Consider the following 13,385-nt stretch of genomic DNA (forward strand, 5'->3'; position numbering starts at 1 on the left):
ATAAACAGAGTTTTTTTGATTTTTTGGTGCGCAAAGACGCCTGAAGCCAGACTAAGGCGGAACAGGCAAAGGAGGCAAGGCAGATGGGTTTTCCCGGCACTTGGATGACGGAAAGTGAAAGCGTGGTCTACCGGGTGGTGCCGAAATGCGCCTGCTCGACCATCGGACAGATCATGTACTACTCGGATCATGGCGCGTTCTTCGATGGCGACATCCACGATGCGCAGGGCGGAATGCACAAATGGGCGCTTGAGGCCAGCCAGGGGCCGATCACCCGTAACGTGAAGGCGCACAAGTCCTATTCGTTCACCTGCGTGCGCAACCCCTATACCCGCATCCTCAGTTCGTTCTTCGACAAGATCTGCGGCATCCAGCGCAACGGCAAGCGCTATCGCGGCAATCTGGTGCCGATGCTGGTCTATAAATACGGTGTCGAGGTCGGTGGCGAGGACGGCAAACAGGAGTTTGACCAGATCGCCAGTTTCCGCCGGTTCCTGCTGTTCGCACGCGACACCATCCGCTGGCGGCGGCCGATGGACCCGGATATTCACTGGTCGGCCATGTCGGGCCATATCTCGACCTTCATCTGCAACGGTGGGCGCTACGACAAGATCTTCTGGACCGAGGCGTTCAACGACGGCATGCAGGAGGTGCTCGATAATATCGAGACGCCGCACAAGGTCAGGCTCGACAAGATCCCCCGCTTCAACGAGAGCGAGGGGCACGGACCGAAACGGCTGCATCCGGTCGAGGATTACTTCGACGATCTGTCGAAACACCTGGTCTATGAAATCTACAAGCGCGATTTCGACCTGTTCAAATACGATTTCGAGAACCCGGCCAACAAGATGCCAATCGACGAGATCGACCTGGACGAGGTGCACGCCAAGCTGGGCGAATAGGGCGTCGACCACGACCCCGCCCAGTTGCGCAGGGTTCTATCCGCGGTGCAGGTTGCTGGCGCGCGATCTTTTGCGTTCGCGGTCTGCTGTGCTGTGACAATGGCCTCGAGGAGCTGTCCTGCGAGATAGTCAATGCGAACAGCGAGCGGGTCGCGACCGCCTTGACGGGGCGGACACCGCTGTTCAGCCAAAGGCGGAACAGCGGCGCCCGATATGGGTCAGTTAACCCCGGCCAGCCACAAATAAAGCGGCAGGCCCAGCGTGACGTTGAAGGGAAAGGTCACCCCCAGAGACAGGGTCAGATAGACACCGCTTTCGGCGCGGGGCAGGGCGATCCGCATCGCGGCGGGCACCGCGATATACGAGGCCGAGGCCGCCAGCACCATCAGCAGGAACAGGCCGCCCGGCGTGAGCGGGATCAGCTGTCCGAGGCCGAGCGCCAGAAGACTGGACAGGACCGGCATCAGCAGACCGAAGGCAAACAGGCCGGGCGTCAGCAGCGCCCGGTTGCGCAGCAGGCTGCGTCCGGCGGACAGGCCCATGTCCAGCAGGAAAAGGCAGAGCACACCGGTGAACGGGGTGACGATGAAGGGGGCGATGGTCTCCATCCCGTCGCCGCCGGTGGCTGCGCCAATGACAAAGGCGCCCAGCAGAAGCACGATCGAGCCATTGGCCAGCAGGTCGCGCCACAGGTGATCGGTGCCTTCGGTCCGGGCGCCGCCCCGATGCGCCAGCCACAGCGCCGACAGGATCGCGGGCACCTCCATCGCGGCGGCCACCGCGATCATGTAGCCCTCGTAGCTGTAGCCGCCCAGTTCCAGCAGGCTGGTGGCGGTAACAAAGGTGACGATAGAGATCGACCCGTAATGCCCGGCCACGGCGGCGGCGTTCATCGGGTCGAGCCGGGTCATCGCCCGCAACAGCAGATAGGCGGCAAAGGGCAGCGCAAAGGACAATGCGACACCGGCACCGATGGCCGCGAAGAGGTCGGAGTGAATGCCATGCTCCGCCAGGCTGGCACCGCCTTTGAAGCCGATGGCCATCAGCAGATAGATCGACATCAGCTTGGCCGCGCCTTCGGGGATCGACAGGTCGCTTCGGGCGAAGGCGGCGATCAGGCCGAGGGCGAAAAACAGGATGGTGGGGGTCATGAGATTGACGGTCAGGCTATCGAGGATCAGAGGCATGAGAAGTCCTTGGTTTCGTGCGTTCGCGTCTCATCGCTTGCCTTCACGGATAAGGCCAATACATGATGTCAGTGGTATTCATAGTTTCAGGCTATCTGTCATGCGCCCCTCTCTGCGTCAGCTCGAATACATCGTCGCCGTTGACCGGCTGGGCCGGTTCGGCCTTGCTGCGTCGGCGCTGAATGTCAGTCAGCCGAGCCTTTCGGCCCAGATCGCCGAGGTCGAGGCCGAGCTTGGCCTGCGGCTGTTCCATCGCAGCCGTACGGGCGTGGTTGCGACGGCGCAGGGGGCAGAGCTGATCAGCCGTGCCCGCCGCATCCTGCGAGAAATGGAGGACCTGCGCGCCGCTGCGTCGGGTGGGGTTCCCTTTGGTGGGCGGTTGCGGCTGGGCGTGCTGCCCTCGATCGGCCCCTATCTGTTACCCGGTGTGGTCAGCGCCCTGCATCGCAACCACCCCGAATTGCGTATCCTGGTGCGTGAGGAAAGCACCCAATGGCTGGAGCAGGGGCTGAAGGCCGGGCGGTTCGATCTGATCATCTCGACGCCCGAGGATCATCCCGGCACGGTGCAGACACGGCTGTTTTCCGAGCGGCTCTGGATCGCTGTGGCCCGCGATGATGCGCTGGCGCGCGGTGTGGGTCCTGTGCGCGCGAATGATCTGCGCGGGCGGATGTTCCTGACGCTTGATCGGGGTCACCGCCTGTCGCGCATCGTCTATGCGCTGGCCTCGGAGTGCGGTGGTGTGGTGTCCGAGGAATACGAGGGCACCAGCCTGGACGGTATCCGGCTGATGGCGGCCTCGGGCGCAGGGGTGGCGATCCTGCCCGAGGTCTATGTGCGCCGGCAGGGAGAGGCCGGGCATGAAACGGTGTTGCGTCCCCTGGTGGCGGCGCAGGCAAGCCGGGACATTGCGCTGCTGCAACTGGGTGGCGGCGAGGAAATGGCCGGCACCGGCCTGATCGCAGGCGCCTTGCGGCAGGGTGCAGAGGCCTTGGGGATCGCGGGGGTTCGGGCAGGGGAGGAAACCTGAGAACGGGGCCCTCCCGCCCGTCGTCGATGTTTCTGGCGAAACATTTCCTCCCGTTGGGCCGGGCGCCGCGCCAGTGGCGCGGCGCCCGGATCGCCAGTTTGCGGGCGAGGATGCCCGTCAGGGCGGACCGAGCCGCCCCTTGAGCCAGATCAGACCTGACGCACCGCGCCCTTGGCGGCGCTGGTGGTCAGCTTGGCATAGGCCTTGAGCGCGGTCGACACCTTGCGCTTGCGCGGTTTGGCCGGGTGCCAGCCCTTGGCCTCTTGCGCGGCGCGGCGCGCGGCCAGAACCTCGTCCGAGACCGCCAGATGAATGCGGCGGTTGGGAATGTCGATCTCGATACGGTCACCATCTTCGACCAGACCGATGGTGCCTCCCTCGGCCGCCTCTGGCGAGACGTGGCCGATGGACAGCCCCGAGGTGCCGCCCGAGAAGCGTCCGTCGGTGAGCAGCGCGCAGGCTTTGCCCAGCCCCTTCGACTTCAGATAGGAGGTGGGATAGAGCATCTCTTGCATGCCCGGTCCGCCGCGCGGCCCCTCATAACGGATCACCACCACGTCGCCTTCCTTGACCTTGCCGGTCAGGATGTTGTTGACCGCATCATCCTGGCTCTCGCAGACATGGGCGGTGCCGGTGAATTGCAGGATCGACGCGTCCACACCGGCGGTTTTCACGATACAGCCGTCCTCGGCGATATTGCCGAAGAGGACCGCAAGCCCGCCATCCTGACTGAAGGCATGCTCTTTGGAGCGGATCACGCCACCCTGCCGATCGGTATCCAGTTCCTTGTAGCGGTTCGACTGGCTGAAGGCCTGGGTGGTGCGCACGCCGCCCGGCGCGGCCTTGAACAGGCTCTCGGCCTCGGGGTTGTTGGCGACCTTGATGTCCCATTTTGCAATCGCCTCGCCCATCGAGGCCGAATGTACCGTGCCGCAGCCGTCATGCAGCAGCCCGGCGCGGCTCAGCTCTCCCAGGATCGAGAAGATGCCGCCCGCGCGGTGCACATCCTCCATGTGAACATTCGCGGTATTGGGCGCGACCTTGCACAGGCAGGGCACCTTGCGGCTGAGCCGGTCCATGTCGGACATGGTGAAATCCACCTCGCCCTCATGGGCAATGGCCAGAAGGTGCAGCACGGTATTGGTCGAGCCGCCCATGGCGATATCCAGGCTCATCGCGTTTTCAAACGCCTCGAACGTCGCGATTTCGCGCGGCAGCAGGCCCTTCTCTTCGCCCTCGTAATGGCGTTTGGTGATCTCGACGATGCGGCGACCGGCTTCGAGGAACAGCGCCTTGCGGTCCGAATGGGTGGCGAGCGTCGAGCCATTGCCCGGCAGCGCCAGCCCCAGCGCCTCGGCCAGGCAGTTCATCGAGTTGGCGGTGAACATGCCCGAGCAGGAACCGCAGGTGGGGCAGGCGTTTTCCTCGATATGCTGCACCTGTTCGTCGGTGAATTTGTCATTGGCGGCGGCGACCATGGCGTCGACCAGGTCGATCTTGGTCATTTCCAGATCGGCGATGTCGATCTTGCCCGCCTCCATCGGCCCGCCCGAGACAAAGATGCAGGGGATATTGAGCCGCATCGCCGCCATCAGCATGCCGGGCGTGATCTTGTCGCAGTTCGAGATACAGACCATCGCATCGGCGCAATGGGCGTTGACCATGTATTCGACGCTGTCGGCGATGACCTCGCGCGAAGGCAGCGAATAGAGCATGCCGTCATGACCCATGGCGATGCCATCATCCACCGCGATGGTGTTGAATTCCTTGGCGACACCGCCTGCGGCCTCGACCTCGCGGGCGACCATCTGGCCCAGGTCCTTCAGGTGCACATGTCCCGGCACGAACTGGGTGAAGGAATTGACGATGGCGATGATCGGCTTGCCGAAATCGCTGTCGGTCATGCCGGTCGCGCGCCAGAGCCCGCGCGCGCCAGCCATGTTGCGTCCATGGGTCGAGGTTCTGGATCGGTACATTGGCATCTTGCTGTTTCCCTATTGCCCGCAGCGGGCGGTTGATCTCTGAGGGCGCGGTTGGAGGCGCCGGTTGGTTTTCGCCTTGTCCGGCCCCAGCCAGGCCCTTGTTTGCCAGGGGCGGACGTTATAGCGTACGCTACAGCATGGACGTTATAACGCACAAGAGAATTCGCGGGGCAAAAGGCATGCAGCCGGATGAAATTACCCTGAAACTGCGCGAGGTGCGGGCCGCGGCGGGACTGAGCCTTGCCAAGGTGGCCGAGCTGACCGGCGTCAGCAAGGCGATGCTGGGACAGATCGAGCGTGGCGAATCGAGCCCGACCATCGCCACGCTGTGGAAGATCGCCAAAGGGTTCCAGATGCCGCTGAGCGCGCTCATCGGCCCTGCCGCGCTGCGTGACCCGAACGATGCGCGACTGTTTCGCACCGTGACCTTTCCCGGCAGTATCGAGGTCAAGATCGTGTTTCCCTTTGACCCGCTCTTGGGGGCCGAGACCTTTCATGTCGCCTTGAAACCCGATCAATGCCACCAAAGCGCCGCCCATGCTGCTGGTGTCACTGAAGAGGTGTTCATCTTGCAGGGTACGCTGGAGGTTCTGCGCGAAGGAGATTGGGTGCCCTTGGGCGCGGGGCAAGGCCTGCGCTTTGCCGCCGACCTGCCGCATGGCTATCGGGCCGGGTCCGAGGGCGCGGCCTTTCTGAACATGCACCACTATCCGCGCGAAAGACCGGTCCTGGCTTCGGGCTGAGCCCGGTTCGGCCAAGCTAGAGCGTCAAGGCGGCCTCTGCCGCGCGGGTCAGTTCTGCCATGGCCATGATCCATGGGGCGGGGCCGTGGCTGATGCGGGCCACGCCCAAGCCCGCCAGGCGGGCGTGTTCGGGGGCCTTTCCGGTCTGCATGATGTTGACGGGCAGCGAGGTAGCGGCGCAGATCTCTCCGATCAGGTCTGGCGTGACCAGTCCGGGCAGGAACAGCCCGTCCGCGCCTGCGTCGCCATAAGCGCGCGCGCGGGTCAACGCCTCTTGCACGAGGGCTGGATGATCCTCGGGCGCGCTGCCCTGAAAGAACACGTCCGAACGGGCATTGATGAAGAGCGGAACCCCGGTCGCCTCGGCGGCCTTGCGCAGGGTTGTCAGGCGCGCGACCTGCTCGGGCAAGGGCAGCAGGCCCTGTTCACCAATGACGCGATCCTCGAAATTCACCCCGACCGCGCCGGCGGCGATCACCCGTTCCGTATTGGTGGCCAGATCACCGGGGCGACTGGCAAAACCCGCCTCGAAATCGAAACTGACCGGCAATTCGACGCTTCGTGTCATCCGCGCCAGGATTTGCAGCGCGAATTCCAGCGGCATCTGCTGTCCGTCGGCATAGCCCTGAGCGGCCGCCAGTGACCAACTGCCGGTGGCAATGGCGCGCGCACCCGCCTTGGCAATGGCCCGCGCGCTGCCTGCATCCCAGGCGTTGTAGAGGATGAGCGGTTGCCCGGGCCGGTGCATCGCGGCAAATGATTGGGCAAGGGCGATCTGGTTCATGCGCATGTCCTTTCGGTCTGGGCATAGGCCCGTTCAAGCTCGATCAGGCGCTGTTTGCGCCACAGGCCACCACCATATCCGGTAAGCGCCCCGTCCGCGCCCAGAACGCGGTGACAGGGGATCACGATCGCGATCTGATTGGCGCCGTTGGCACGCGCGACTGCCCGGACCGCCTCGGGTCGGCCCAACCGGCGGGCCAGCTCGGCATAGGAGATCGTGCTGCCGGCGGGCAGCGACTGCAAAGCCTGCCAGACCCGGCGGGTAAAGGGCGTGCCGTGCAAGGCCAGGTCAAGGGTGAACCGGGTGCGTTGCCCTGCCAGGAACTCGGTCAGTTGTGCCTGGGCCAGGTCGATGGGTGGCAATCGACCAAAGCCCAGATCGCCCTTGCAACTGGCGTGCAGGCGCTTCAGTTCGGTTGGCAGGGCCTTGCGATCGGCGAATTCCAGCAGGTGCAACCGGGTACGGTCGCTCACCGCGATCATCACGCCCAGGGGGGTGTCGAACCAGTCGGCCCGGAGCATTGCATTGGCGCGAAAGCTGCCCGGTGGCAGGCCAAGATGCCGTGCAAAGGCCGCGCGAAAGGCGGCGGGCGACTCGTATCCGGCCTCGATTTGCGCATCGATCACACGCCCCCCATCTGCCAGCGTGGTCAGCCCTGCCTGCAACCGTGCCTGCCGCGCCATGTCGAGAAAGGTCTGGCCGAACTGCCGCTTGAAACTGCGCCGAACGGTCGACGGGTCGAGGCCCATCTCGGTCAGATCCCCCTCGGTCCAGCGTCGCGTCGGGTCGGTCTCGAGCGCGGTGAGCAGGCGGGCTACCAAAGGGTCGCCCGCACCCTCGGGCCGCAGCGGGCGGCACCGCAGGCAAGGGCGGTATCCGGCGGCGAGACAGGCCGCCACTGTGGGCAGGAAGCGACAATTCTCACGCTTTGGTTTGCGCGCCGGGCAGGTCAGCCGACAGAAGATGCCGGTAGAGGTAACGCCAACATAGGCGCGACCGTCCCAGGCGGGATTGCGCGCCGTGAGCGCGGAGTAAAGCGTGTCGTCGTCGGGCAGGAGCAGATCGGTCATGTTCCGAACCTAACGCAAGAGCTGCGCCGGGGTCGCCGGAAATCGGGCGCCTATTACAATTCTCTCGTGCCATCTGGCGCGCGGCCGAGTTTGCGTAAGATCAAAGACGCGATGGCCGTTGCCTGTTTGATGGAAACAGGACACGCGAACAGGAGTTGGCAGAATGTTGGAGATTTCCGCACGCAAGGTGGCGCAGGTGGCGATGATGGCGCGCGAGCTGGATCGGGCCGAGGGCGAATTGCGCGCCTTTATCGACCGGATGAGCGAGGACGAACAGGCCGAGTTGGTCGCGATCATGTGGATCGGACGCGGCAGTTTCGAGGCCGAGGAACTGGGGGAGGCGATCGAGACCGCCAAGGCCGAGGCAACCACCCCCTGCGCCGACTATCTACTGGGCTCGCCGCATCTGTCGGATCATCTGGAAAACGGGCTGGATGCACTGGGCATCTCGGCAGAGGATGTGGAAAACGATCTGATGTAGGATTTGGCCGAGGGGGCGGGGGCTCTGCCCCCGGCCTACAAAATTCGTCGAATTTTGTAGGCTCCCCCGGAGTATTTGCAGCGGAATGAAGGGGCAGGTTCGGTGCCCTTGTCAGTTGGTATGATCCACGATTTGCAGGTGCTGGGCCAGTTTGCCCACTTCGCCCATCCAGCGCGCCAGCAGTTTTGGATCGCTGGAGGCGGCCTGGACGCCAGCGGGGATTTCCCGGTTCAGAACCGCCTCGACCGCCAGAGAGACCGGGATCGAGACCAGCCGCGCCATGGCAGTGCCGCGCGCGTCGCCCCAGGCATCCATCACATAGGATTTGTGCCAGACCTCGCGCCCGTCCTTCTCGGCCTTGAGGCCGACGCAGAGAACGACCCGGTCCGGTTCACCCTCGTCATAGGCGTTCTCGGCCCAGAACTGGTCGGACATCTGCTTGAGCCGGGCGTCGCCCTCGGGGCCCTTCAGCGTTTCGATTTCACGAAACACATCGCCCCAGGCATCGGCCCATCCGTTGAGACGCAGGGTGCCGCGCACGAATTCCTTGACCGGCCAATGCTCCTCGAAATGGTACTGTGCCATGAAAGGCAGCGAGTCACGGTTGGGATAGACCTCGAAGCTTTCGGGCGCGGGCAGCGGCGCGGTGTAGCTGCTGATCGCATCCCAGGGCCGCGTCACATCCAGAGGGGCATAGTCGCGGATCGAGCGCGAGGGCGAGCGCAGTGCCTTCAGCACGCCAAGCGGCGACCAGCTGAACTTGTAGCGGAAGGGGTTGGGGTGTTTCGGGATACCACCGCAATAGGAGATGAAGCTGAGATCGTTCTGGGCGTCGAACGCGTCAGAGGCGCGGTAATCGGCCACCAGCTCATGCGCCATCAGGTGGTCGATGCCGGGATCAAGGCCGATCTCGTTTACCAGGCTCACACCAGCGGCGCGGGCGCGGTCGTCCAGCGCGCGCATCTCGGGCGCGATGTACGACGACGAGACGAAATGCGCACCCTTGGCGATCGCAAGTTCGGCCAGTGGCACGTGCCAGTCACCCGGCAGCATCGAGACCACAACATCGCCCTTGGCCAGCACCGCGCCCAATGCGTCGATGTCGAAGGCGCGGATGTCGTCGGTCAAGTCGCCCAGCTCGGCACGGGCTTTTTCGACGGTCCGGTTCCAGACGGTGACGGGATGGCCCGCCTCGATCAGGCGGCGCAGGCCGGGAATGGCCGACAGGCCGGTGCCACACCAATGGATGGTCATGAGGGTATCTCCCTTATCCGAATTTCAACTTGGCGGTGATGATCGACAGAACGATCACCGCGGCGCAGGCATTGGCGACGATCAACGGCAAGTCACCGACCATCAGCCCATAGAGCAACCAAAGCGACACTGTCATCAGAAACAGCAGGTTCGAAGGCAGCGACAGACCGGCGGTGTTGCGGCTGGACCAGGCTTTCCAGGCCTGCGGGATCCAGCAGATGGTGCCCAGTGTGCCGGCAAGAAAACCGAGATAGATTTCCATCACCCCTCCAGATGGTCAAGGAATGTGGCCCGTGCCCGGCCCCAGACCCCTGCATCCAGGTCAGTCAGCGTCAGTAGCGAGGGCAGGAGTTGCGCGGCATAGTCCTGGCTGCTTTCGACTGGCAGCATCGAGGGCAGGTTGTCGATCGCCATCACGTCAAGCACCGGGTCCTCGGCCACGCGCAGCACCGGCGCCTCCCAGCTGGTGGCGCGATCATAGACCGGCACCGGGTTGTAATCGCTGTCCGGGTCACAGGCCACGTCGCCGATGGCGGTCAGGGTGCGGGTTGCATCCAGCGCCGAACGCGGCACAAAGACCGGCGTGCCGGGGCGGGCAAAGATGCAGTTGAGAAATATGTCATGGGCCAGGATTTCCGTGAACGGGCCGCCGCTGGCGGTTTCGGCCATGTCCCATTTGGTGACCTCGACCCCCATCGCGGTGCAGAGATCCGCCGCCCCCGTGCCGACCCGGCCCAGCGCGCCGATCACGATGGCACGGGGACGCGGGGCGCCGGTGGCGTCGAGTTCTGCGGCAAGTGCTGCGTTCAGCGCGTCCTTGCTGGCATAGACGCCCACCGGGCCGCAGATGCCACCCTGTTGCTGCGCGGCCCAGGCCTTGAGCGTGACAGCCGCGCCGGCATAGCCCGCCCAATAGCCGAATGCCGCGACCCGGCGGCCGGTCTCGTCCACCAGGTATTCCAGGTCATAAAGCGTGCCGCCTCCGGCCTTGAACCGTTCCAGCAACCGGCGGCCGGAATGCTGCCCCTTGAAGGCATGGCCGAACATGATGTGGCGATGCGGCAGCGGCGTGCCGTCCTCGGGCAATTCCTTGAGCCCAAAGATGATGGCGTCGCTCGGGGCATCCGGCCAGCTGTTCTCGGGCGCGATTTCGCAGCCCGCGTCGCGGTAGCCGCCCAATGGGATGGCGCGGACCGAGCTTTCCTCGACCGTGACCCGGAGACCGGCAGAGATCAGCGCGGCGGCGCCTTCGGGGGTCAGCCCGACCCGTTCCTCGTTGGGGCGCTGTTCGGCCCGGACCCAGAGATGCGTCATGTCTTGTCCTTTGTTCAAAGCAGACCGGCGGCCTTGACGGCCTGAACCGAGGCGCGCGCCTCCATCGCGGCGCGGAAGGCGCGGATTTTCGGAAATGGTTCCAGGTCGACCCCGTCGCCCTCGAGCCAGCCGGTGACCACGTAGAGATAGCAATCGGCGATGCTGACCGCCTCACCCAGCACGAAGGGGCCGCGCAGCCCGTTCGTCTCGACATAAGCGGCAGAGGCGGTCATCGTCTGGGGCACCTTGGCGCGCATGTCGGCCCAGCTGCTCTCCTGATCGGCCCAGCGCGCGCCGCGCAGCTTGTGGGCGTGGTTCACATGCATGGTGGAGGCAAGGTAATACATCACCTCGCGCATGCGGGCGCGCAACAGCGGATCGGCGGGGACCAGCCCCTTGTCGGGCGCGCTGTCGGCGATGAACTCCAGCAGCGCCCCGGTCTCGGTCAGGACGCCGCCCGGCACCACCAGAGCCGGGACCCGGCCCTTGGGGTTGATCTGGTGGTAGGCGGGTCTGGTCTGTTCGGCGGCGCCAAAGTCGAGCTGAACCTTTTCATGCTCGAGCCCCGCCTCGTGAAGCGCGATGGCGACGGCCACGGAAATGGTGCCGGGTGCACAATAGAGCTGCATCGGATCCCCCTAGAGATGCGTCTGGGCAAACTGCCGCTCTGGGGCCTCCAGATGCGGGACGGCGTTGAACAGCACCGGGCTGAGATGCGTGCCGATCGGGTAGAGACGATGCATCGACGTGTTCATGATGGCAAGGGCCACCCGCGCCATGGCCGGTATGTCCAGCCCCATCGCCTGACGCATCACCATCGAGATGAGCCCGCCCGAGGTGACCACGATGGCCGGGCCCGACCCTTGCGCGATTTCGGAGAGCGCGGTCTGAACACGGGTTTCGAACTGCTCGAAGCTTTCGGGTGCGTCCTGGATGCGGCCCTCGGCCCAGGCGGTGAAGGTCATCGGCAGGTGCTCGACAAAGCCTTCGCGATCCTCGGGGATGGTGACGCCATGCTGCGCCTCGAACAGCTGGGCGAGGGTGAAATACTCGATCTCGTTCAGGCGCGGGTCCTGCACCACATCGGCCAGCCCCATGCTGGCGGCGGTCTCCATGTGGCGGGTCAGGGTACCGCAATAGACGCGGGGATGATGGGCGCGGGTGTCGGCCAGATGCGCCCCGAGCCAGCGCGCCTGCTGGTGGCCCAGTTCGCTGAGCCGGTCATAGCTTGCCTCATCGCGGGCTGTGGTATTGGCCTGTCCGTGGCGGATCAGCGTGATGTGAGACATGTCATCCTCCGGTTCGGGCAGACTCTTAGGCAAGGATCGGGGCGGGGGCCAGAGGGGTTTGGCGCCGAGGGTGCGAATTTCGCGGGTGGCGGTGCGTGTGGTTGGTTGCGGATGCCTCCGGCGGGAGTATTTTCAGCGGAATGAAGGGATGGGAGGACAGGCGATGACGGTGAACGCGGAGCGGTTTCTGGAGGATCTGCACAGGCTGCGCAGCTTTGGTGCGGCGGGGGTCGGCAAGGGCGTGGTGCGGCCGGCCTATTCCGAGGCGGATATCGCCGCACGCCGCTGGCTGGCGGGCCGGATGGAGGAGGCGGGGTTGCACGTGCGGTTCGACCCGGTCGGCAATCTCTTTGGTCTGGCCGAGGGGCCGTCGCTGCTGATGGGGTCGCATTCCGACAGCCAGCCCGAGGGCGGCTGGCTGGACGGCGCATTGGGAGTGATCGCGGCGCTGGAGGTTGCGCGGAGCAGCGAGCGCCCGGTTTCCGTGGTCAGTTTCCAGGACGAGGAAGGGCGGTTCGGGGTCACCACCGGATCGGCGATCTGGTCGGGGCATCTGCCGCTGTCCGAGGCGGATGGATTGACCGATCACGCGGGCGAGTCTTTTGCCAGCGCGCGGGCGGCAATGGCGGATCTGGCCGGTGATTTTGTCGACCCGTCGCAGTTTACCGGTTTTGTCGAGATGCATATCGAACAGGGCCCGGCGCTGGATGCCGAGGGCGAGCAGATCGGGGTGGTCAGCGATATCGTCGGGATTCGGGACATGAAGGTGACATTTGAGGGTCAGCAGAACCATGCCGGCACCACGCCGATGCATCTGCGCCGCGATGCTTTCCAGGCGCTGGGTGAGTTCAATGCGCGCCTTAATGACCGGTTCCGCAACGTGGTCACCCCGCGCACTGTCTGGACCATCGGTCATGTCAGCCTGCATCCCAATGCCTCGTCCATTGTCCCGGGGCGGGCGCGGTTTTCGATGCAGTGGCGGGATGGCGACACGGACCGGCTGGCGCGGATGGAGGAGATCATTCGCGCCACGGCGCAAGAGGTGGCGGAGGCGCGCGGCATGACGCTGAGCTTTGGTCCGCTGCTGGGGCTGGAGCCGGTGGCGATGGACCCGGCCCTGCGCGCGGCACTGGAACGGGGCGCCGAAGCGGTGGCGCCGGGACGATGGCGGCGCATGCCGTCGGGCGCGCTGCACGATGCCACCAACGTGTCGCGCTTGATGCCGGTGGCGATGCTGTTTGTCCCTTCGATCGGCGGGATCAGTCACGACTTTGCTGAAGATACCGACGAAGAAGACCTTGTCGCTGGATTGCAGGTTCTTGAGCACGCGGTGCGGGCCCTTGGGTGAA

General features: G+C 64.9%; 14 protein-coding genes. 5 read left to right on the forward strand and 9 right to left on the reverse strand.

The window, feature by feature from the left end; genetic code table 11:
• The first annotated feature begins 83 nt into the window (after positions 1–83).
• Positions 84–902 (forward strand): sulfotransferase family protein, encoded by an 819-nt coding sequence (locus tag AC2FNY_RS12230; protein ID WP_496802615.1) that lies wholly within the window; start codon positions 84–86, stop codon positions 900–902.
• A 218-nt stretch (positions 903–1,120) separates the two neighbouring features.
• On the opposite strand, the gene AC2FNY_RS12235 is transcribed toward AC2FNY_RS12230, so the two are convergent.
• On the reverse strand, positions 1,121–2,089 hold the full coding sequence (locus AC2FNY_RS12235) for a sodium-dependent bicarbonate transport family permease (protein ID WP_496802616.1): 969 nt from the start codon (positions 2,087–2,089) through the stop codon (positions 1,121–1,123).
• A 100-nt stretch (positions 2,090–2,189) separates the two neighbouring features.
• Here AC2FNY_RS12235 and AC2FNY_RS12240 point away from each other — a divergent pair, with 100 nt between their 5' ends.
• Entirely contained in the window at positions 2,190–3,119 is a 930-nt protein-coding gene (locus AC2FNY_RS12240; RefSeq protein WP_496802617.1) for a hydrogen peroxide-inducible genes activator, read from the forward strand.
• 149 nt (positions 3,120–3,268) lie between these two features.
• On the opposite strand, the gene ilvD is transcribed toward AC2FNY_RS12240, so the two are convergent.
• Positions 3,269–5,101, reverse strand: coding sequence for a dihydroxy-acid dehydratase (ilvD, locus tag AC2FNY_RS12245; RefSeq protein WP_496802618.1), 1,833 nt, complete (start codon positions 5,099–5,101; stop codon positions 3,269–3,271).
• A gap of 179 nt (positions 5,102–5,280) precedes the next feature.
• Here ilvD and AC2FNY_RS12250 point away from each other — a divergent pair, with 179 nt between their 5' ends.
• Positions 5,281–5,844 carry a helix-turn-helix domain-containing protein gene (locus AC2FNY_RS12250; protein WP_496802619.1) on the forward strand — a complete coding sequence of 188 codons (564 nt, stop codon included), beginning with the start codon at positions 5,281–5,283 and terminating at the stop codon, positions 5,842–5,844.
• Between the two features lie 16 nt (positions 5,845–5,860).
• Here AC2FNY_RS12250 and AC2FNY_RS12255 read toward each other — a convergent pair whose 3' ends face one another.
• Both AC2FNY_RS12255 and AC2FNY_RS12260 read right to left on the reverse strand, forming a co-directional pair.
• Positions 5,861–6,628 (reverse strand): isocitrate lyase/PEP mutase family protein, encoded by a 768-nt coding sequence (locus tag AC2FNY_RS12255; RefSeq protein WP_496802620.1) that lies wholly within the window; start codon positions 6,626–6,628, stop codon positions 5,861–5,863.
• Entirely contained in the window at positions 6,625–7,698 is a 1,074-nt protein-coding gene (locus AC2FNY_RS12260; protein ID WP_234237415.1) for a trifunctional transcriptional activator/DNA repair protein Ada/methylated-DNA--[protein]-cysteine S-methyltransferase, read from the reverse strand. The genes AC2FNY_RS12255 and AC2FNY_RS12260 overlap by 4 nt, the downstream gene beginning before the upstream one ends.
• A 163-nt stretch (positions 7,699–7,861) precedes the next feature.
• Between AC2FNY_RS12260 and AC2FNY_RS12265 the strand changes: the two genes are divergently transcribed.
• Positions 7,862–8,179 carry a DUF3775 domain-containing protein gene (locus AC2FNY_RS12265; RefSeq protein ID WP_234138692.1) on the forward strand — a complete coding sequence of 106 codons (318 nt, stop codon included), beginning with the start codon at positions 7,862–7,864 and terminating at the stop codon, positions 8,177–8,179.
• Positions 8,180–8,290: 111 nt separating this feature from the next.
• Here the strand turns inward: AC2FNY_RS12265 and AC2FNY_RS12270 are convergent, their stop codons facing one another.
• Genes AC2FNY_RS12270 through AC2FNY_RS12290 form a run of 5 tightly spaced genes read right to left on the reverse strand, consistent with a single transcriptional unit; the run spans position 8,291 to position 12,036 of the window.
• Positions 8,291–9,433, reverse strand: coding sequence for a saccharopine dehydrogenase family protein (locus AC2FNY_RS12270; RefSeq protein ID WP_496802621.1), 1,143 nt, complete (start codon positions 9,431–9,433; stop codon positions 8,291–8,293).
• Positions 9,434–9,446: 13 nt separating this feature from the next.
• Positions 9,447–9,695 (reverse strand): SemiSWEET family sugar transporter, encoded by a 249-nt coding sequence (locus AC2FNY_RS12275; RefSeq protein WP_234144326.1) that lies wholly within the window; start codon positions 9,693–9,695, stop codon positions 9,447–9,449.
• Positions 9,695–10,747 carry a saccharopine dehydrogenase gene (locus AC2FNY_RS12280; RefSeq protein WP_496802622.1) on the reverse strand — a complete coding sequence of 351 codons (1,053 nt, stop codon included), beginning with the start codon at positions 10,745–10,747 and terminating at the stop codon, positions 9,695–9,697. Before AC2FNY_RS12280 ends, AC2FNY_RS12275 begins: the two co-directional genes overlap by 1 nt.
• A gap of 14 nt (positions 10,748–10,761) precedes the next feature.
• The gene (locus tag AC2FNY_RS12285; protein WP_496802623.1) at positions 10,762–11,376 is read right to left on the reverse strand and encodes a glutathione S-transferase family protein; all 615 of its coding nucleotides are present in this window, start codon (positions 11,374–11,376) and stop codon (positions 10,762–10,764) included.
• 9 nt (positions 11,377–11,385) lie between these two features.
• The gene (locus AC2FNY_RS12290) at positions 11,386–12,036 is read right to left on the reverse strand and encodes a histidine phosphatase family protein (protein WP_496802624.1); all 651 of its coding nucleotides are present in this window, start codon (positions 12,034–12,036) and stop codon (positions 11,386–11,388) included.
• Positions 12,037–12,199: 163 nt separating this feature from the next.
• Here AC2FNY_RS12290 and AC2FNY_RS12295 point away from each other — a divergent pair, with 163 nt between their 5' ends.
• A complete protein-coding gene (locus tag AC2FNY_RS12295) occupies positions 12,200–13,384 on the forward strand; it encodes a Zn-dependent hydrolase (RefSeq protein WP_496802625.1) in 1,185 nt (394 codons plus the stop codon).
• Position 13,385: the final 1 nt, after the last annotated feature.

It is taken from the genome of Ruegeria sp. BHSC223 (assembly GCF_059613025.1).